The 19,650-nt window shown below is 67.4% G+C and carries 12 protein-coding genes and 3 rRNA genes; 9 read left to right on the top strand and 6 right to left on the bottom strand.

Annotated elements, in window-relative coordinates:
- The first annotated feature begins 59 nt into the window (after window positions 1-59).
- Both HNR22_RS18290 and HNR22_RS18295 read left to right on the top strand, forming a co-directional pair.
- Window positions 60-2,306 (top strand): ICP22 family protein, encoded by a 2,247-nt coding sequence (locus HNR22_RS18290; RefSeq protein ID WP_179781378.1) that lies wholly within the window; start codon window positions 60-62, stop codon window positions 2,304-2,306.
- 17 nt (window positions 2,307-2,323) lie between these two features.
- Complete coding sequence (locus HNR22_RS18295; RefSeq protein WP_246380928.1) at window positions 2,324-3,586, top strand: MATE family efflux transporter; 1,263 nt, start codon at window positions 2,324-2,326, stop codon at window positions 3,584-3,586.
- A gap of 46 nt (window positions 3,587-3,632) precedes the next feature.
- Here HNR22_RS18295 and nudC read toward each other — a convergent pair whose 3' ends face one another.
- Window positions 3,633-4,553 (bottom strand): NAD(+) diphosphatase, encoded by a 921-nt coding sequence (nudC, locus tag HNR22_RS18300; protein ID WP_343059865.1) that lies wholly within the window; start codon window positions 4,551-4,553, stop codon window positions 3,633-3,635.
- A gap of 182 nt (window positions 4,554-4,735) precedes the next feature.
- Here nudC and HNR22_RS18305 point away from each other — a divergent pair, with 182 nt between their 5' ends.
- The gene (locus HNR22_RS18305) at window positions 4,736-6,556 is read left to right on the top strand and encodes a VanW family protein (protein ID WP_179781380.1); all 1,821 of its coding nucleotides are present in this window, start codon (window positions 4,736-4,738) and stop codon (window positions 6,554-6,556) included.
- Window positions 6,557-7,111: 555 nt separating this feature from the next.
- Here the strand turns inward: HNR22_RS18305 and rrf are convergent.
- The 4 genes from rrf to HNR22_RS18325 form a co-directional block, all read right to left on the bottom strand.
- Window positions 7,112-7,228, bottom strand: a 5S ribosomal RNA gene (gene rrf / locus HNR22_RS18310).
- Window positions 7,229-7,320: 92 nt separating this feature from the next.
- A 23S ribosomal RNA gene (locus HNR22_RS18315) occupies window positions 7,321-10,431 on the bottom strand.
- A 379-nt stretch (window positions 10,432-10,810) separates the two neighbouring features.
- Window positions 10,811-12,325 (bottom strand): 16S ribosomal RNA (locus HNR22_RS18320).
- The 16S, 23S and 5S rRNA genes sit together here, the layout of an rRNA operon.
- 714 nt (window positions 12,326-13,039) lie before the next feature.
- The gene (locus tag HNR22_RS18325; protein ID WP_179781381.1) at window positions 13,040-13,294 is read right to left on the bottom strand and encodes an SCO4848 family membrane protein; all 255 of its coding nucleotides are present in this window, start codon (window positions 13,292-13,294) and stop codon (window positions 13,040-13,042) included.
- 147 nt (window positions 13,295-13,441) lie between these two features.
- Here HNR22_RS18325 and HNR22_RS18330 point away from each other — a divergent pair, with 147 nt between their 5' ends.
- The 5 genes from HNR22_RS18330 (at window position 13,442) to HNR22_RS18350 (ending at window position 17,755) form a co-directional block, all read left to right on the top strand.
- The gene (locus HNR22_RS18330) at window positions 13,442-13,912 is read left to right on the top strand and encodes a PRC-barrel domain-containing protein (protein WP_179781382.1); all 471 of its coding nucleotides are present in this window, start codon (window positions 13,442-13,444) and stop codon (window positions 13,910-13,912) included.
- A 274-nt stretch (window positions 13,913-14,186) separates the two neighbouring features.
- Window positions 14,187-15,245 carry a tryptophan--tRNA ligase gene (gene trpS / locus HNR22_RS18335; RefSeq protein ID WP_179781383.1) on the top strand — a complete coding sequence of 353 codons (1,059 nt, stop codon included), beginning with the start codon at window positions 14,187-14,189 and terminating at the stop codon, window positions 15,243-15,245.
- A 270-nt stretch (window positions 15,246-15,515) separates the two neighbouring features.
- Entirely contained in the window at window positions 15,516-15,863 is a 348-nt protein-coding gene (locus HNR22_RS18340) for a YciI family protein (protein WP_179783609.1), read from the top strand.
- A gap of 35 nt (window positions 15,864-15,898) precedes the next feature.
- Window positions 15,899-17,125, top strand: a complete 1,227-nt coding sequence (locus tag HNR22_RS18345) for an RNA polymerase sigma factor (RefSeq protein WP_343059866.1) — start codon at window positions 15,899-15,901, stop codon at window positions 17,123-17,125.
- Between the two features lie 39 nt (window positions 17,126-17,164).
- A complete protein-coding gene (locus HNR22_RS18350; RefSeq protein ID WP_179781385.1) occupies window positions 17,165-17,755 on the top strand; it encodes an HAD-IA family hydrolase in 591 nt (196 codons plus the stop codon).
- A gap of 4 nt (window positions 17,756-17,759) precedes the next feature.
- On the opposite strand, the gene HNR22_RS18355 is transcribed toward HNR22_RS18350, so the two are convergent.
- The gene (locus HNR22_RS18355; protein ID WP_218906493.1) at window positions 17,760-18,731 is read right to left on the bottom strand and encodes a quinone oxidoreductase family protein; all 972 of its coding nucleotides are present in this window, start codon (window positions 18,729-18,731) and stop codon (window positions 17,760-17,762) included.
- A 213-nt stretch (window positions 18,732-18,944) separates the two neighbouring features.
- On the opposite strand from HNR22_RS18355, the gene HNR22_RS18360 reads away from it, so the two are divergent.
- Window positions 18,945-19,640: a DUF1275 family protein gene (locus HNR22_RS18360; RefSeq protein WP_179781386.1), complete on the top strand. Its 696-nt coding sequence runs from the start codon at window positions 18,945-18,947 to the stop codon at window positions 19,638-19,640.
- The last annotated feature ends 10 nt before the right edge of the window (window positions 19,641-19,650 follow it).

The following is a 19,650-nucleotide window of genomic DNA, read 5'->3' on the forward strand; positions in this document are numbered from 1 at the left end:
GCTGAACCATCCATTGACCTGATGGGGCGACCCGTCCACCATGTGGCAGTCTTCCCGCCATGGCATCGACCGGATCCGAGGTGGGCGTGGCGCGCAGCGAGACAGACCAACCGAAGCGCCGCGATCCGATCCGATCCGTCGCCCTCGTGATGATCGCGGTCAGCGTGCTGTGGCGCGCACAGATCGCCGCTCGCGGCTACCTGGCGGCCGACGACTACGTGCTGATCACACAGTCCGCCGAGTCGCCCCTCACCCCGGGCTTCCTTCTCACTCTCTACAACAACCACTTCATGCCGGGTGGACGGCTGCTCACATGGCTGGTCACCGACGCCTTCGGGCTCACCTACTGGCCGTACGTGCTGTTGATGGCGGCCGGTCAGGCGGTGCTCGCCGTCGCGTTCTACCGGCTGCTGCGTACGTTGCTGCGACCAAGCCGCCTGCTGCTCGTACCGCTCGGCATGTTCCTGTTCAGCCCGCTGACGCTCGAGGCGACCTCCTGGTGGGCCGTCGGGGCGAACATGCTGCCGATGCAGCTGAGCATGGTGCTCGCCCTCGGCGCCCAGCTCAAGTACGTCCGCACCCGCCGCAAGCGGCACCTGCTGTCGCTGGTTCTCTCCGTGCTGCTCGGTCTGCTCTTCTTCGAGAAGGCCCTGCTGGTCGTACCGCTGGTCTTCCTCTTCACCGTCTGCTTCTTCACCGAAGGCGGGCCGATCCGCTCGGTGCTGACGGCGCTGCGCCGGTGGTGGCCGTCCTGGCTCGTGCTGACCGCGCTGGTCGGTGCGTTCGCCGGGGTCTACCTGTTGCGCTCCGAATCGTCCCTGCGTCGACCGGAGTCGTTGGGCGAGGTGCTGTCGTTCCTCACCCAACTGTTCGGTTCCACGCTCGTGCCGGGCCTGTTGGGTGGGCCGTGGGGCTGGCTGGGCGCGGGGGACGGGGCGGCGGTGGTGGCACCGCCCGAGCTCGGCCGATGGATCGCCTGGTCGGTCTTCACAGCGTTGGTGATCCTGACCGTCAAGCGGGACCGCGGAGCCTCCCGATCCTGGCTCCTCTTCGGCAGCTATCTGGTCCTCGTCGCGGCGCTGCTGGCCGCCACCCGGCTCGGTTCGGTCTACAGCGGGGTCGCCGGCGGGGTACCCCGCTACGTCAGCGACGCCGTGGTGGTCGCCTGCATCTGCATCGGCGTCGCCCTCGTCGGAATCGCCCGACCAACGGCAGCCGGTGGCGAGCCGGCCGATGGTGAGCCAACTCCGCTCGCCGGGACTTCGAGGCCGCACGTCGAGCCGGATCCGGAGCCGGCCGCGAGCGAAACAGCACGTCGGGCACCGGCTTCCCACCCGGAATCGGAGCAGATGGCTGGGGCAACGGGCTCCGTGGTTGCGGCCTACTCCTCCAGGGGCGGGGTGATCCACGCCGAAGCCCCGGACGACCCGGACCTGGCGACAGCGGAGGAACCGCCGACGGCGCCTGGTCCGACGCTCGCCACGGAGCCGGCGGCCGGCCCCGACCCCGTGGTCGAGCCGGCGCCCGGGACCGGGCCGGAGCCGACGGGTGAGCGTGCGCCTGAAGTGACGGAGACGTCCCCGGGCAGAGGGCGGGAGCGGCAGGCTCCGGCACCCCCACCAGTGGACTGGCTGGGGCCAGTACCGGAGCGGTACCGCGAGGTGGTGAGCGCCGGTCTGGCACTGCTGCTGGTGGCGGCGATGTTCGGCACCGCCTGGACGACGTCGCGCTACGGCGACGAGTGGGCGAAGAAGTACGGCCGGTCCTACCTCGACACGGCGCGGATCGAATTGGCCAGCGCACCGCCCGGCACGGTCTTCTTCGACACGCCGGTCCCGGGCGGGGTGGTGCCTGACCTCTCCTGGCCGTACAACCTTCAGTCCCGGTTCTTCGCGGCGGCCGGCTCCCGTCCCGAATTCGTGCACGAGACGGAGAACGCCTCCGTACTGGACGATCTCGGACGGATCCAGGTGGCCACCATCCACGGCAGCAGCATCGTGCCGGGTCCACAGGCGGGCTGCGGATACCTGGTGCCGGCAGGCCAGACGGTCCGGATGCCGCTGGACAAGCCGCGGGAGGACTGGTTCTGGATCGTCCGCATCGGCTACCTGAGTTCGGCCGACGGCACGGCGGTGCTGCGGCTCGGGAAGGGAACCCACACATTCCCGGTGAAGAAGGGGCTGAATCAGCGCTTCTTCGAAATCAGCGGCGGTGACGACGCGGTGGAGTTGACGGCACTCGGACTGGACCTGACCCTCTGTACGAACGAGATCACTATCGGCAACCTGACCCCGAAGCCCGAGTGACCACCGAGGGAACCCGCATGGGGGCAGAGGCGGCGACAGGGACCGACGCCACGAAACGGCCCACCAGGGACAACGGGGTGGTGGGGCTGGGCGCGGCGGGCGCGGCCGTCACCGCCGCCACCGTGTTGACCAACGGGTTGGCCTACCTGGTCCCGATGCTCGGTGCCCGGCAGTTGAGCGCCCCCGACCTCGGTGCGCTCGCCACAGTGCTGGCGCTCGGGGCCATCGCGGCGGTGCCCGGATTCGGCCTGCAGATCGCGGTGGCAGCCCACCGTGCCCGGTGGGGGCCCAGCGGAGCGCTGAGACTGGCGCTTGGCACCGCCGCGTTCACCGCCGGGGTCACCCTCGCCGCAGCACCGGTGCTCGCTGCGGCGCTCCGACTTCCGATCGCGCTCACCCTGCTGCTCGCTCCGACCACCTTCGCGACCGTGCTGGCCGGCTGCTGGCTCGGCGAACTCCAGGGCGACCAACGGTTCCTGCGGCTGTCCGCCGCGATGATCGGGCTCGCCGCCGGCCGTTACGGCGGCCTCATCGTCGGGCTCGCCCTCGGGTGGGGACCAGTCGGCTCCCTCATCCTCGGCACGCTGGCCGGCTTTCTCGTCCTGCCGGTCCTGGCATGGCTCGCCGCATCCACGGTCGGCGGTCCGGCCTCCGGCGGACGTGGCACCGGGACGAGCGTCGGCGATACCCGGAACCGGCGGCTGACCGGCAGCCAGGTGATGACAGCGAGCGCCGCCACCCTGGCGATGCTCGTCATCTCGTACGCCGACCTGATCCTCGCCCGCCAACTTCTTCCGGCCACCGGCTCCGGCGGTTACGCGGTCGGTTCGGTCCTCACCAAGGGGGCGCTCTGGGCGCCGCAGGTGGTCACGCTCCTGGTGTTGCCGCGGCTGGCCTGGGGCGATCGCCGGGCCCGCGCGCTCGCGCTGGGGCTGATTGTGTCCTCCGGCGTGGTGCTGGTGGTCGCCTCTGCGGTCCTTGGCGAGTTGGCCTTCCGGTTGGTGGGCGGCGCGGACTACCTGCACCTGGCCGGGGAGGCCCCACTGTTCGCCGCCACCGGCGCCCTCTACGCCGTGGTGTTCATGCTGGTGAACGATCGGGTGGCGACCGGTGCCCGCTGGCCGGCCGCCCCGCTGTGGGTGGCCACCGCCAGCCTGGTCGCGGCAGCGCTGCTGGTGGCACCGCGCACTGTCGGGGGCGTGCTCAGCTGCGCGCTGGTCACCGCCGCGGTGACCGCCGCCGTGATGACGTGGCTCGCGTTCCGTCCCACCCGCGGTTGACCTGGGCTTCGTTTCCTCCGCCGGGGAGGGCCGCCGGGAGACCGAGTCAGTCTCCAGCGGCCACCCAGGTGCTGAGCAACTGGTGGTCGATCGCGTCCACCCGCCCGAGGCTCCGGCCGGAGGCCACCCGCTCCCGCAGCTCAGCCCTGGTGAACCAACGCGCCTCCAGCAACTCCTCGCCGTCGACGCGTACCTCCTCGGACGTGGCGGTGGCCCGGAAGCCCACCATCAGGCCGGCGGGGAACGGCCACGCCTGCGACCCCTGGTAGGTCACGTCGGTGACGGTCACGCCCGCCTCCTCGGCCATCTCCCGACGGACCGCGTCCTCCAGGCTCTCGCCGACCTCGACGAACCCGGCCAGCGTCGAGTACGCGTCCTCCGACGCACCCGCGTGCCTGGCCAGCAGGCACCGCCCCGGTGGGCCGGGCGCCTCGATCAACACGATGATCGCCGGTTCGATCCGGGGAAACAGGATCCGCCCGCACTCCCCGCCGGTGCAGGTCCGCAGGTGCCCGCCGCCACCGGCGACGGCCGCAGCACCGCACGTCCCGCAGTACCGCTGCTGCCGGTGCCAGTGCAGCAAGCCCCTGCCGTACGCCTGGACGGCTGCGTCGCCCGGCTCGAGGCGCCCGACCAGTGCCCGTACGTCGACGGACCGCGTCGCACCGGCCATCTCGACGGCGGCCCGCTCGGGAAGCCCGGACAGGTCAGCGGCGAACACGGCCACGTCCCCGTCGAGCCCGAGGAAGACGGTCTCACCGGCGGCGGACCGGACGAGCGAGGCCCGCTCGGCGGTGAGCCGGACGGGCCCGTCCCCGTCGACGAGACAGCGGTCCCGCCACATGGGCAGCACCACTGTGGTCGACTCGGTGAGCAGCGCACTCATCCGGGCCGGATCGGTGCGCAACGGGCCCGCCCGGTCCAGCCAGCCGCCCCCGTACGCCAACACCCGTTCCGCTGTGTCCACCCGGCCACCGTGCCACGTCTGCGGTTCGCCAACGGCAGCGCCCCCGGGGCCAGCGCGACACGCCGGGAGACACGCGGTAGCTGGGCCTGGTGGGCGTAGCTGCCAAGGACGGCCGCGCATTCGTTACCGTAGGTGCCTCCGGGAGGGGAAACTCCCGCGGCACCCTGGCGATCGAGGTTGCAGTGACGCTGTACGGCGAAAAGAGTCCACCCGCCGACGACCGGCCCACCGTGCAGGTCACCGCGGTCACCTGGCCGGACGACGGACCGGCGGCCGGGCCGGCGCCCGTCCCCGGCGAGCCGGAGGGCGGCCCGCGCCGCACCGGGCGGATGCGGATGCTGCTCGCCGCCGGCGTCACCGGTGGCGTGTTCGCCGCTGTCGCGGGTGCCGGCGCCTGGGCGTACGCCGGGGACGTTCCCCGCGGCACCAGCGTGCTCGGCACCGAGCTGGGCGGCCGGAGCCGCGCGGACGCCGACCGGGAGTTGCGGGCGGAGCTGGAGCGGCGGGCGGCAGCGCTCGCCAAGCCGCTGACGGTCACCGTCGACGGACGCACCGCCGAGGTCAACCCGGCCGACATCGGGCTCGCCGTCGACGTGCCGGCGACCGTCGCGGCAGCGGCTGAGGCCAACGCGCACCCGGTCAGCCGGCTGGTCGGCTCCCGCACCGTCGACCCGGTGGTCACCGTCGACGCGGGCCGGCTGGACGACGCGCTCCGCAAGGTGCTCGGCGACCAGGCCCAGGGCATGACGATGCCGGCGATCAGCTACCAGGGCACCACGCCGAAGTTGGTGCAGCCCAAACCGGGGTTGGCCCTGGATCCGCAGCGATCCGCCGAGGTGGTCCGCGCCGGCTGGCTGGCCGGGACACCGATCACCGTGCCCCTGGTGGAGAGCCACCCGGCGACGACGCCGGAGGAGTTGGACAAGCTGGTCGCCGAGCTGGCGAAGCCGGCGGTCGCCGCGCCGGTCACCCTGCGCACCAACAAGGGGTCGGTGAAGGTCCCGCCCGCCGCCATCGCGAAGAGCCTGCGGTTCACCGCCGACAAGACCGGAAAACTGACGCCGTCGGTGGACGTCAAGCGGCTGCGGGCAGCGCTCGGTGATGACCTGAACGCCATCGAGGTGCCGGCGAAGGACGCCACCGTGACCATCGCCGGTGGCCGTCCCACCATCACCGAGGGGCGTTCCGGCCAGCAGCTGGACACTGCGACCCTGGGTAGCGACCTGCTGGCGGTGCTGCCGAAGTCGGAGGGTCGTGAGGTGACCGGCGAGTTGAAGCCGACGCCACCGGAGCTGACCGCGGAAAAGCTGACCAGCCTGGGCATCAAGGAACGGGTGTCCACCTTCACCACCCGATTCACCGGTGGTCTGGCCTCGTCGCGTAGCCAGAACATCGCCACCATCGCCAAGGACGTGGACGGCACTGTCGTCCTGCCCGGAAAGACGTTCTCCCTGAACGGCCACACCGGCGAACGCGGTTACGCACAGGGCTACCGGGACGCCCCGGTCATCCTGAACGGCAAACTGGTGCCGGGCGTCGGCGGTGGCACCTCACAGTTCACCACCACGCTGTTCAACGCGACCTACTACGCCGGGCTGGAAGACGTCGAGCACAAGCCGCACTCGTACTGGTTCGACCGGTACCCGGCGGTCATCGAGTCGACGATCTTCTGGCCGGACCTGGACTTCAAGTTCCGCAACAACACCGAGTACGGCGTTCTGATCGACACCTCGTACACGTCGAGCACGATCACCGTGTCGATCTGGAGCACGAAGATCTACGACAGCGTGAAGACCGAGTACGGGCCGCGTCGCAACATCACCACTCCGAAGCTGATCCACCTGGAGCCCGGCCCCTCGTGCATCGCGACCAACGGCATCAACGGCTTCACCCAGGACGCCTTCCGGGTCATCAAGAAGGGCGGCGTGGTGGTCAAGCGGGAGAAGTTCACCTGGCGCTACGACGCGGAGCCCCGCTACGTCTGCGGGCCGAAGCCCTCCTGACGTCTCACCGGCTCTGAGGTCTGGTCGCCGGCGTCACGGCCCTGGCCGTGGCGCCGGCCACCCTGCGGCGGCATCGGCACCACCCGTGCGACCTGCACTCGCATCTCGGGACGCCAGCCACCACAGAGGACCCCCAGGATCGCTGCAATGCAGCCGGAGAAGACCAGTAATGTCAGCGCGTCGTTCCACCCGCAGAGCGTAGTGGCGACCCACAACCCAAGCAGGTGCCCAATGTCGGCCCGCGCAGCTGGGGCTGACTACGGCAGCGACCGAAATCGCGGTATCCGTGGCCTCCTGTGGGCCGATACGAGTCGATCAACGACCTTGCGACCACTGAACGGCCTCGCCCCCGCGCGCCATGCGCCACCCATCCGGGTCGCGCATGATCTCTCTCGTCCGTCCTTTGCTCTGCACCTGCGGAGGCACCAGCTACAGACCGTGAGTGTCGCCTCCGCAGGTGCAGAGCAAAGGACGTCATCCCGAGTCGAGCAACTGAGGCTCAGGGTAAACGCAGAAAGGGCCACCCGATAACGGGTGACCCTTTCTGGAAAGATTGTCCGGCGGCGTCCTACTCTCCCACACCCTCACGAGTGCAGTACCATCGGCGCTGGAGGGCTTAGCTTCCGGGTTCGGAATGTAACCGGGCGTTTCCCCTCCGCCATGACCGCCGTAACTCTATCGACATGTCAAACAACACCAACACCAACAATGTGTGGTCTGTTGTTCGTTTATCGAGAGTTGCACAGTGGACGCGTAGCAGCTTAGTAGTCAAGTCCTCGGCCTATTAGTACCGGTCAACTGAACCCGTTACCGGGCTTACATTTCCGGCCTATCAACCCAGTCGTCTAGCTGGGGGCCTTACCCCCACAAAGTGGGGTGGGATACCTCATCTTGAAGCAGGCTTCCCGCTTAGATGCTTTCAGCGGTTATCCCTTCCGAACGTAGCTAACCAGCCGTGCCCTTGGCAGGACAACTGGCACACCAGAGGTTCGTCCGTCCCGGTCCTCTCGTACTAGGGACAGCCCTTCTCAAGTATCCTACGCGCACGGCGGATAGGGACCGAACTGTCTCACGACGTTCTAAACCCAGCTCGCGTACCGCTTTAATGGGCGAACAGCCCAACCCTTGGGACCTGCTACAGCCCCAGGATGCGACGAGCCGACATCGAGGTGCCAAACCATCCCGTCGATATGGACTCTTGGGGAAGATCAGCCTGTTATCCCCGGGGTACCTTTTATCCGTTGAGCGACACCGCTTCCACTCGCAAGTGCCGGATCACTAGTCCCGACTTTCGTCCCTGCTCGACCTGTCAGTCTCACAGTCAAGCTCCCTTGTGTACTTGCACTCAACACCTGATTGCCAACCAGGCTGAGGGAACCTTTGGGCGCCTCCGTTACCTTTTAGGAGGCAACCGCCCCAGTTAAACTACCCACCAGACACTGTCCCTGAACCGGATAACGGTCCGAAGTTAGATACCCAAATCAACCAGAGTGGTATTTCAAGATTGCCTCCACCCATACTGGCGTATGGACTTCACCGGCTCCCACCTATCCTACACAAGCTAATTCGAGTACCAATGTCAAGCTATAGTAAAGGTCCCGGGGTCTTTCCGTCCTGCCGCGCGTAACGAGCATCTTTACTCGTACTGCAATTTCGCCGGGCCTGTGGTTGAGACAGTGGGGAAGTCGTTACGCCATTCGTGCAGGTCGGAACTTACCCGACAAGGAATTTCGCTACCTTAGGATGGTTATAGTTACCACCGCCGTTTACTGGCGCTTAAGTTCTCCGCTTCGCCCCGAAGAGCTAACAGGTCCCCTTAACGTTCCAGCACCGGGCAGGCGTCAGTCCATATACATCGAATTACTTCTTCGCATGGACCTGTGTTTTTAGTAAACAGTCGCTTCCCCCTGCTCTCTGCGGCCATACAACGCTCCACCCGCGCGGGGCTTCACGTCTCCGGCCCCCCTTCTCCCTAAGTTACGGGGGCAATTTGCCGAGTTCCTTAACCACAGTTCGCCCGATCGCCTCGGTATTCTCTACCTGACCACCTGTGTCGGTTTGGGGTACGGGCCGCTAAGAACTCGCTAGAGGCTTTTCTCGGCAGCATAGGATCACTGACTTCACCTGAATCGGCTCGGCATCACGTCTCAGCCTATATGTGTTGCGGATTTGCCTACAACACGGCCTACACGCTTACCCCGGCACAACCACCGGCCGGGCTCAGCTACCTTCCTGCGTCACCCCATCGCTTGACTACTACCCATCAGGTTCCCACGCTCCCCAACATCCGTCCGAAGACATCAGCCAGTTCGGGTGGTTAGCACAACGAGGTTCATCAGGGACGCTCTTTCGCGGGTACGGGAATATCAACCCGTTGTCCATCGACTACGCCTCTCGGCCTCGCCTTAGGTCCCGACTCACCCAGGGCGGATTAGCCTGGCCCTGGAACCCTTGGTCATCCGGCGGAAGGGTTTCTCACCCTTCTTTCGCTACTCATGCCTGCATTCTCACTCGTGCCGCGTCCACAACTGGGTCACCCCGCTGCTTCACTCGCGGCACGACGCTCCCCTACCCATCCACACACCTGCACAAGGAATCAAGTCCAAGCGAGGTTAAAATGTGAATGCCACAGCTTCGGCGGTGTGCTTGAGCCCCGCTACATTGTCGGCGCGGAACCACTTGACCAGTGAGCTATTACGCACTCTTTAAAGGGTGGCTGCTTCTAAGCCAACCTCCTGGTTGTCTATGCGACCCCACATCCTTTTCCACTTAGCACACGCTTAGGGGCCTTAGCTGGTGATCTGGGCTGTTTCCCTCTCGACTACGAAGCTTATCCCCCGCAGTCTCACTGCCGCGCTCTCACTTACCGGCATTCGGAGTTTGGCTGATTTCGGTAAGCTTGTGGGCCCCCTAGACCATCCAGTGCTCTACCTCCGGCAAGAAACACGCGACGCTGCACCTAAATGCATTTCGGGGAGAACCAGCTATCACGGAGTTTGATTGGCCTTTCACCCCTAACCACAGGTCATCCCCCAATTTTTCAACATTGGTGGGTTCGGCCCTCCACGCGGTCTTACCCGCGCTTCAGCCTGCCCATGGCTAGATCACTCCGCTTCGGGTCTAGGACACGCGACTGAATCGCCCTATTCAGACTCGCTTTCGCTACGGCTCCCCCACACGGGTTAACCTCGCCACATGCCACTAACTCGCAGGCTCATTCTTCAAAAGGCACGCCGTCACCCCGCAAGGCTCCGACGGATTGTAGGCGAACGGTTTCAGGTACTATTTCACTCCCCTCCCGGGGTACTTTTCACCATTCCCTCACGGTACTTGTCCGCTATCGGTCACCAGGAAGTATTTAGGCTTACCAGGTGGTCCTGGCAGATTCACGGCAGATTTCAGGGGTCCGCCGCTACTCGGGAACACCCACAGAAGGTCAGCAACTTTCACCTACCGGACTTTCACCGTCTACGGTCAGCCATTCCAGACTGTTCGACTAGCCACTAACTTTGTAACTTCTCGAACAAGTGTCAGCTTGTTCAGCAGGGTCCCACAACCCCGACCACGCAACCCCTGACAGGTATCACACGCAGCCGGTTTAGCCTCGATCCGCTTTCGCTCGCCACTACTCACGGAATCACTAAATTGTTTTCTCTTCCTACGGGTACTGAGATGTTTCACTTCCCCGCGTTCCCTCCACACACCCTATGTGTTCAGGTGTGGGTGACACCACATGACTGGTGCCAGGTTTCCCCATTCGGACACCCTGGGATCACAGCTTGGTTGACAGCTCCCCCAGGCCTATCGCGGCCTCCCACGTCCTTCATCGGCTCCTGGTGCCAAGGCATTCACCGTTCGCCCTTGACAACTTGACCACAAAGATGCTCGCGTCCACTGTGCAATTCTCAACAAACGACCAACCCACAACCCGATCCGCCCCACACCAAACCAACAACAGTTGGCGGTATATGGGGCCAGGCCATGCCTGGCAGACTTCCAGCCCCCACACAGGAGGCCGGCCAAGTCTCTGAAACAACAACACGATGGTTGTTCTTTCAGGACCCAACAGGGTGCTCACATTCTTCCTCAGCCGCACCAGGGACTTCGTTCCCACCACCCAAGAGCGGCTGTACTAGAAGGAACCCGGCCGTTGCCGAGGGAAAACTTGCCAGTGTCTCCGCCATCTGAGCACCCCGACCCAACATCCGTGGGCCGCGGGCTCCTTGCACCCTTTCAGGTGAAGGTGCTCCTTAGAAAGGAGGTGATCCAGCCGCACCTTCCGGTACGGCTACCTTGTTACGACTTCGTCCCAATCGCCAGCCCCACCTTCGACGGCTCCCTCCACAAGGGTTGGGCCACCGGCTTCGGGTGTTGCCGACTTTCGTGACGTGACGGGCGGTGTGTACAAGGCCCGGGAACGTATTCACCGCAGCGTTGCTGATCTGCGATTACTAGCGACTCCGACTTCACGGGGTCGAGTTGCAGACCCCGATCCGAACTGAGACCGGCTTTTTGGGATTCGCTCCACCTCGCGGTATCGCAGCCCATTGTACCGGCCATTGTAGCATGCGTGAAGCCCTGGACATAAGGGGCATGATGACTTGACGTCATCCCCACCTTCCTCCGAGTTGACCCCGGCAGTCTTCGATGAGTCCCCGCCATAACGCGCTGGCAACATCGAACGAGGGTTGCGCTCGTTGCGGGACTTAACCCAACATCTCACGACACGAGCTGACGACAGCCATGCACCACCTGTGACCGCCCCCGAAGGACCTCACATCTCTGCGAGTTTTGCGGCCATGTCAAACCCAGGTAAGGTTCTTCGCGTTGCATCGAATTAATCCGCATGCTCCGCCGCTTGTGCGGGCCCCCGTCAATTCCTTTGAGTTTTAGCCTTGCGGCCGTACTCCCCAGGCGGGGCGCTTAATGCGTTAGCTGCGGCACAGGAAACCGGAGAGGTCCCCCACACCTAGCGCCCAACGTTTACAGCGTGGACTACCAGGGTATCTAATCCTGTTCGCTCCCCACGCTTTCGCTCCTCAGCGTCAGTATCGGCCCAGAGACCCGCCTTCGCCACCGGTGTTCCTCCTGATATCTGCGCATTTCACCGCTACACCAGGAATTCCAGTCTCCCCTACCGAACTCTAGCCTGCCCGTATCGACCGCAGGCTTGGGGTTGAGCCCCAAGTTTTCACGGTCGACGCGACAAGCCGCCTACGAGCTCTTTACGCCCAATAAATCCGGACAACGCTCGCACCCTACGTCTTACCGCGGCTGCTGGCACGTAGTTGGCCGGTGCTTCTTCTGCAGGTACCGTCACTCTCGCTTCGTCCCTGCTGAAAGAGGTTTACAACCCGAAGGCCGTCATCCCTCACGCGGCGTCGCTGCATCAGGCTTCCGCCCATTGTGCAATATTCCCCACTGCTGCCTCCCGTAGGAGTCTGGGCCGTGTCTCAGTCCCAGTGTGGCCGGTCGCCCTCTCAGGCCGGCTACCCGTCGTCGCCTTGGTAGGCCATCACCCCACCAACAAGCTGATAGGCCGCGAGCCCATCCCAAGCCGAAAAACTTTCCACCCCCAGCCATGCGGCCGGAAGTCCTATTCGGTATTAGCCCCCGTTTCCGAGGGTTATCCCAAAGCTTGGGGCAGGTTGCTCACGTGTTACTCACCCGTTCGCCGCTCGAGTACCCCGAAGGGCCTTTCCGCTCGACTTGCATGTGTTAAGCACGCCGCCAGCGTTCGTCCTGAGCCAGGATCAAACTCTCCAACAAAAAATTAGTTGAACAGCTATCCCGGCAACAAACAAATGTTGCCAAAGGAATCCCAACCAGCCAGCAAAAACTGACCAGTCCGGGGTATAAATCATAATTGGCACTGGCTTTACAAGCACCCTGTTGAGTTCTCAAAGAACAACCACACACCGACCAGAAGCCCCACCTCAGTGGAACCCCGTTCGGGGCTTTCCGTTCCGTGTCCCCGTCGCTCTCGCGCCGGGCACTTTTACTACGTTACCTCACCGTCTTCGCCGTGTCAAACCGTGTGTCCCGGTCTGTCATGCTTCGTACGGGTTGGCACCGGCGCACTCACGCAGCAGCGAACCGCTGCGTCAGGTCGTCGGATTTGGCAGAACCGGCCGCTGCGGTCTCCCGCAGTCTCGCCCGGTGCCCTGCCGGTCATGAACCTTACCCGGTCGGCTTCGCCGCACCAAATCCGCCTCGCAGCCGATCCGGCAAGCCCCGCCCGGACCGCGTCCCGCAGGAGCGAACCCCTGCCTGACCCGGTTGCCAGCTAGCTCCCGGGGCCTCAGAACTTTCGTCCCGTTTGCCCCGTTCGCGCTGACAGAGAGAAAGTTACGCGTCCGCGGGTTTGATCGTCAAATCCACGGGTAGCGGCGCGCGTCACATTCGCGTCGTCTGCCGATCCCCCGGTTCGGACCGACGCCCGATCGGTTCCGCAACAGCCGCTGCCACGAGACGCGGGGCAGGTCAGGCCGCTTGCCGCCGACGAGCGGCGAACCAGGCGCGGATGCCGAGGACACCGACCGTCGTACCAATGGCGAGAGACGCCGCGATCAGCAGCGCGTGCACCCACAGGAAGCTGGTGGCGGCGCCGTCGGCGACAGTGCCGGACGCCCAGGACCGCGGGTCCTGCCAGATGGCGACTGCGAACCTCGGCCAGATCACCCAGGTCCAGATCCCGACCCCGACCAGAAAGACAGCCCACCCTCGCGACAGCACCATGGCAGCCGAGTATGCCAGCGCACCTGCTGACCTGGCCGATCAGCAGAGACACGCCAGCAGGGGGAGGCGCCCCGGTCTGTTTCCGACGGCGGCGGGATGGGCACTTCGAAACAGGACAGCTGAGGACCGTCCCCCCGGAGGTGCCCCATGCAACCCTCGATATTCAATCCCTGGGCCTGGCGTGACCCGTCCGCCCTGGCCGGCGGATACACGCAGACCACCCCATCGGTCACCCCGCCCGACGACCAGGACGGTGGACACGACGGTCCGGACGCTCCCGGCCCCGGCACGCCGGTGGACCTGGTGGGCTACCAGGTGCAGGCGAGTGACGGGCGCATCGGCACCATCGACGAGGCGAGCAACGAGGCGGATGCCGGGTACCTGGTGGTGGACACCGGCCCCTGGATCTTCGGCCGGAAGGTGCTGCTGCCCGCCGGCACCGTGGAGCGGGTGGATCACCAGGAACGCGTCGTGCACGTCGACCGGACCAAGGAGCAGATCAAGGACGCACCGCCGTTCGATGCGGATCCGGCCGACCCGGAGTACCGGGAGCGCGTCGGCAGCTACTACGCCGACGGTCACCTTCCCCCGGCCGGCGCCGTCCCGCGGGTAATGTGAGGCCGTGGTCCGGATGGGCAGCTGCGCGTCGGAGGCGGTCGACAACGTCGACGGCCTCCCGCTCGGTGCGGTGCCCAGGATCCCGACCAGCTCCGGCGACGGCCGTGAGCAACTTCTGAACGTCCTCCGTGCCGGTGGTCTGCGGTACCGCGCCGGCGCGCGATGGCGGACGGCTCGCTGAGTCGATCCCGCTGACCGAGGGGGCCTGAACGTCGGCCCCACTCGGCGCGCGCCCACGCGTCACCCAACCTTCGGATACGAGAGGCACACCACCATGTCCGTCGCACGAATGCTCACCGGCGACCGGCCCACCGGCCGCCTTCATCTCGGTCACTACGTCGGCAGCATCGCCAACCGGGTGCGGCTGCACCGACGCTACGAGAGCTTCTTCATCATCGCCGACCTGCACATGCTCACCACGCGCAACCGCCGCGAGGACATCGACCAGGTTTCCGGCAACGCCAGGGAGATGGTCACCGACATCCTCGCCGCCGGCGTCGACCCGGAGCGCGCCACGTTCTACCTCCAGTCGGCCATCCCGGAGGTCGGCGACCTCAACACCCTCCTACAGAACCTGGTGACCGTCCCCCGGCTGGAACGGGTGCCGTCGCTCAAGGACATGGCCCGCGACGCTGGCAAGGAGGAGATGCCGTACGGGCTGCTGGGTTATCCGGTGCTCCAGGCCGCGGACATCCTCTGCGTCAAGGGCGAGGTGGTCCCCGTCGGTCGGGACAACGCCGCGCACGTCGAGGTGACCCGGGAGATCGCGCGGCGGTTCAACCACCTCTACGGCCCCGTCTTCCCGGTGCCCGAGCTGATCCCGGCGGACACACCGAGCCTGGTGGGCACCGACGGCGCGGCCAAGATGAGCAAGAGCCGGGGCAACTCGATCGCGCTCTCCGACGATGCCGCCACCGTGCGTCGGAAGGTGCTCGGCATGTACACCGACCCCAACCGGGTACGGGCCGACGTGCCGGGCATGGTGGAGGGCAACCCGGTGTTCGCGTACCACGAGGTCTTCAATCCGGACCGCGACGAGGTGGCCGACCTGGCCCGGCGTTACCGGGCCGGGCAGGTGGGTGACGTGGAGGGCAAGGAACGGCTCGTGGCCGCGCTCGAGGGATTCCTGGCGCCGATCCGGCAGCGCCGGGCCGAGATCGAAGCCGACCGGGGGTTGGTCGACCGGCTGATTGTCGAGGGCACCGAGCGGACCCGCCTGGAGGTACGCCAGACCTTGGTCGAGGTACGCCGGGCGATGGGGCTGACCGGCGCGTACCAGCAGGTGCGGCGGCGGGCCGAGCGGAGTCGGCGGCGGACCGACGCCTCGGCCTGAGGCCGGCACCCCGATCCGCGATCCTGCTACTGGCCCTGCTGCCGATCGGCCGGTCCCTGCCCCGCTGGCGGCGCTCGCCCTGCTGACCGTCTTCCTGATCGGGGTCACCTGGTTCGAGCGGCGGGTCGACGGACGCGACTCGGCACAGCCACGCCTCGCGTGAACTCCGCGCGGAAAAACCTGACGTGCCGTGTCGACATCCCCGTGGGTCGTTCGTCGTCATGCTGTACGGCGACACGCCGCACCGAGAGGAGCCGAAACGTGAAGTACATGCTGCTGTTCATGAGCCCCATGGTCGACGGGGAGGTCGTCGACAACGGGTGCAGCTTCGAGGACTGGATCCGCTACGACCGGGAGATGAAGGACGCCGGGGTCTGGGTCTCCGGGCACCCCTTGCAGGACCTGACCACCTGCACCACGGTGCAGGTGGGCCCGGACGGCGAGCGCACGATCACCGACGGGCCGTTCGCCGAGACCCGTGAGCTGCTCGGCGGGTACGACGTCATCGACGTGCCGGACCTCGACGCCGCGCTGGACTGGGCGGCCCGCAGTCCCGGGGCCATCGGCACCGGGTCGGTCCAGGTCCGTCCGATCTTCGAGATCGACATGCAGGCCTGACCGTGCCGGGTGAGAGGGCAGCAGTCGGGTCGTCGGTGGAGGCGGTGTTCCGGGAGGAACGCGGCCGACTGCTCGCCTCGCTCGTGCGCCGCTTCGGCGACCTCGACCTGGCCGAGGAGGTCGCCTCCGAGGCCATCGAGGCGGCGCTGGTGCACTGGCCGACCGACGGCGTCCCGAGCCGGCCGGGCGCCTGGCTGCTCACCACGGCGCGGCGTCGAGCCGTGGACCGGCTGCGCCGCGACCGGGTGCTGGCGACCCGGCTCGCCGTCCTTCGGGCGGAGGCCGAGCGGGCGGACCACGCCCCACCCGCCGACGCGGACCGCGACCTGCCCGACGACCGGCTGGCACTCTTCTTCACCTGCGCACACCCGGCCCTGGCCGCGCAGGACCGGGGAGCACTCACGCTGCGGTTCCTCGCCGGCCTCACCACGGCCGAGGTCGCGCGGGCCTTCCTGGTGCCACCGGCGACCATGGCCCAACGGCTGGTCCGGGCCAAGCGGAAGATCCGGGACGCGCGCATCCCGTTCCGGGTGCCCGGCGACGACGAACTGCCCGGTCGACTGCCCACGGTGCTCCAGGCCGTCTACTCGGTCTTCACCGAGGGGTACGCCGCCAGCTCCGGCCCGGATCTGCAACGGGTCGACCTGGCCGAGGAGGCCATCCGGCTGGGCCGAATCCTGCGTCGGCTGCTGCCCGCCGAGCGGGAGGTCGCCGGGCTGCTCGGCCTGATGCTGCTCGTCCATGCCCGACGTGACGCGCGTACCGGGCCGGATGGTGCCATGGTCCTTCTCGACGACCAGGATCGCGGACGCTGGGACCGCCCGATGATCGAGGAGGGGCGTGAGCTGGTGGTGGTCGCATTGACCGGCCCGGCGCCCGGCCCGTACGGCGTGCAGGCCGCCATCGCCGCGCTGCACGACGAGGCCGCCGACGTGGCGAGCACCGACTGGCCGCAGGTGGTGGCCCTCTACGACGTCCTGCTCAGCCTGCTGCCCTCACCGGTCGTCGCGCTGAACCGGGCCGCCGCGGTGGCGATGCGGGACGGGCCGGAGGCGGGGCTCGTCCTGCTCGACGAGTTGGCCGACGAGCCGCGGCTGCGCGGCCACCATCCCTATCCGGCGGCGCGGGCCGACCTGCTGCGCCGGCTCGGCAGGTACGACGAGGCCGCGGCGGCGTACCGCACCGCGTTGGCGCTGGTCGGCACGGAACCGGAGCGGGTGTTCCTGCTGCGCCAGCTGGAAGCCGTCACGGGGCGCCCGTGAGCGGAGCCCGATGGCCGGCGTGCGCTGTACCCTTCCTCGGTGACTCTGCCTCTGCCTCCCGGTGAGTTCGCCGCGTACCTGTTCGACTGCGACGGCACGATCGTCGACTCGATGCCGCTGCACTACCTGGCGTGGCAGCGGGCCCTGGGCGAGTGGGGCTGCGAGTTCCCGGAGGACCTCTTCTACGCCTGGGGCGGCCGGCCGACCGCCGACATCATCGTCGCCCTCAACGAGCAGCAGGGTCTGAGCATGCCGGTGGCGACGGTCGTCGAGCGGCGGGAGAGCTACTACGAGGAGCTGCTGCCGCAGCTCGCGGCCGTGCCCGAGGTGCTGGCGCACATCCACGACGCGCACCGGCGGGTCCCGTTCGCCGTCGTCTCCGGCAGCACCCGCGCCTCGGTCACCGCCTCCCTCGACGCACTCGGTCTGCTGGACCGGTTCGACGTGCTGGTCTGCGCCGACGACTACACGCGGGCCAAGCCCGACCCGCAGGCATTCCTGCTCGCGGCGGAACACCTCGGCGTAGCGCCCGAGTCGTGCCTGGTCTTCGAGGACACCGACCTGGGCATCCAGGCCGCGACCGCGGCCGGCATGGCATCGGTACGCGTGCCGCAACAGCGCACGCCCTGAGGTCTCAGGCCACCGTCAGCAGGAGCTTGCCGGCGTAGGAGGTCTCCAGGCGCTGGTGCGCGTCCCGCACCTTGCCCAGCGGGAACTTCTCCGCAATGTGCACCACGAATGGCCCCGCCTCGATGAGTTCGTTGAGGCGCTGCAACTGTCGAGGGCTCGATTCGCCGTCGTAGGCCCGCACAGTGACGCCCGGCCGTTCCTGCGGCTCCGGCCGCACCCCGTGGGCGAAGGCGACCACCCCGCCGTCGGCCAGCGCCTCGGTGAGCCGGTCGAGGGTCGCACCGCCGGCCATCGCCAGGATGGCGTTCACCCCGTCCGGCGCCGCGTCCCGGATTCGGGCCAGCACGTCGGTCATGTCGCCGTGGCCGTCGAGGGAAACGTCGGCGCCGAGCCGGGTCACCAGCGCGACGCCGTCCGCACCGGATGCCACGGCGATCACGTTCAGTCCCTGCCGTTTGGCCAGCTGCACGGCCAGGTGTCCCTGACCGCCGCTCGCGCCGAAGATCAGCAACCAGTCGCCGGCCGACAGGCTGACGGTGTCGAGTCCGGCCAGCGCGGTCAGCGCGTCGGTGGGCATGGCCCCGGCGTGCTCGGCCGGTACGCCATCGGGCACCTTCGCCGCGTACTCCGCCTTGACTGCCGCGTACTCGGCGTAGAAGCCACCCTTCGGTCGGGTGGTGGCGGAGACGTAGACCAGGTCGCCGACAGCGACGTTGGACACCTTGCTGCCGGCAGAGATGACGGTGCCGGCACCGTCGGATCCGGGCACGATCGGAAGGGCAGAGCCCTCCGGTACGAGCACACCCTGCCGCTCGTACACGTCCCACACGCCCACGCCGGCGCTCCAGACCTTGATCAGCACCTCGTCGTCGGCGATCTCGGGGATCGGCAACTTGCGGAGGGTGATCACCTCCGGCCCACCGAAATCGTCCAGGGCCGCGGCCTGCATCCGCTCTGGCACATCCCCGTCAACCATGTGGATTCCCCTCCCGTGCCGGCGTCACCGTCGCAGCATGCCGGCTCGGGGACAGACGTGACCCCGCCGCCGGGTGCCGTTCACCCACAAGGGCGACCGTCCGCTCCCGGCGCGCCTCGGCGGGCGTAGTCAGGACGGGCACGGGAATGGCTGCCTACCGGAGGCGGCCGGCGCCGGGCCAGGGCTGGTGGCAGGACGACGGGAGGCAGCACCGTGCGCGCTCCTTCGACGCGGGCCACGGCCTGGCTCCTGGTGACGTTGGCCGCGGCTTCCGGCTGCATCGACGTGATCTGCCTGACCAGGCTCAACGGGTACTTCGCCAGCGTGGTCACCGGAAACCTGGTGCACCTCGGCCACGCGCTCGCCACGGCGGACACCCGCTCGCTGATGGGTGCCGTGGTGGCGGTCGGTGGTTACGCCGTGGGGGTGGCCGCCGCCACGCTGCCGCTGCGTCGCACCCCACCGGGGTGGAACGGCCGTACCGCGGTGGTGACCCTCGCCGAGGCGGTGCTGCTGCTCGGCTTCACTGTGGGCTGGTTGGCCTGCTCGGCCCGTCCCGGGTACGGCTTCGGGCTGGTGCTGCTGGGGATGGCCGCCGTGTCGAGCGGCATCCAGAGCGTGATCACCGTTGGCGCCGGCGTGAAGGGCGCGTCGACCACCTATCTGACCGGCTCGCTGACCGAGCTGGTCCGACGTCGCATCGTCGACCCGCACCGGTTCGCCGACGTGGGTGGCGTCGGCCGGTTGGCCGGGCTGGTGCTCGGCGCCGTGCTCGGCACGGTGCTGCTGCGCACCGCCCCGACCTGGGCACCGGCGCTGGCGGCGGCGCTGGTGATCGCGGTGGTCGCGGTCGCCGTCGGCCTGGCCCGCCGCGCGAGCGTCGCCGGCGACCACCGCCAGCGGCGCTGACGGAAGTCGG

This window comes from Micromonospora jinlongensis (genome assembly GCF_013410645.1).
Lineage (GTDB): Bacteria > Actinomycetota > Actinomycetes > Mycobacteriales > Micromonosporaceae > Micromonospora > Micromonospora zamorensis.

What these genes read in the sequence shown, in the direction of transcription:
- HNR22_RS18290 (WP_179781378.1), top strand. Translation starts at nt 60, where the DNA reads ATGGCATCGACCGGATCCGAGGTGGGCGTGGCGCGCAGCGAGACAGAC.
- HNR22_RS18295 (WP_246380928.1), top strand. Translation starts at nt 2,324, where the DNA reads ATGGGGGCAGAGGCGGCGACAGGGACCGACGCCACGAAACGGCCCACC.
- HNR22_RS18325 (WP_179781381.1), bottom strand. Translation starts at nt 13,294, where the DNA reads ATGGTGCTGTCGCGAGGGTGGGCTGTCTTTCTGGTCGGGGTCGGGATC.
- HNR22_RS18330 (WP_179781382.1), top strand. Translation starts at nt 13,442, where the DNA reads ATGCAACCCTCGATATTCAATCCCTGGGCCTGGCGTGACCCGTCCGCC.
- trpS (WP_179781383.1), top strand. Translation starts at nt 14,187, where the DNA reads ATGTCCGTCGCACGAATGCTCACCGGCGACCGGCCCACCGGCCGCCTT.
- HNR22_RS18340 (WP_179783609.1), top strand. Translation starts at nt 15,516, where the DNA reads ATGCTGCTGTTCATGAGCCCCATGGTCGACGGGGAGGTCGTCGACAAC.
- HNR22_RS18355 (WP_218906493.1), bottom strand. Translation starts at nt 18,731, where the DNA reads ATGGTTGACGGGGATGTGCCAGAGCGGATGCAGGCCGCGGCCCTGGAC.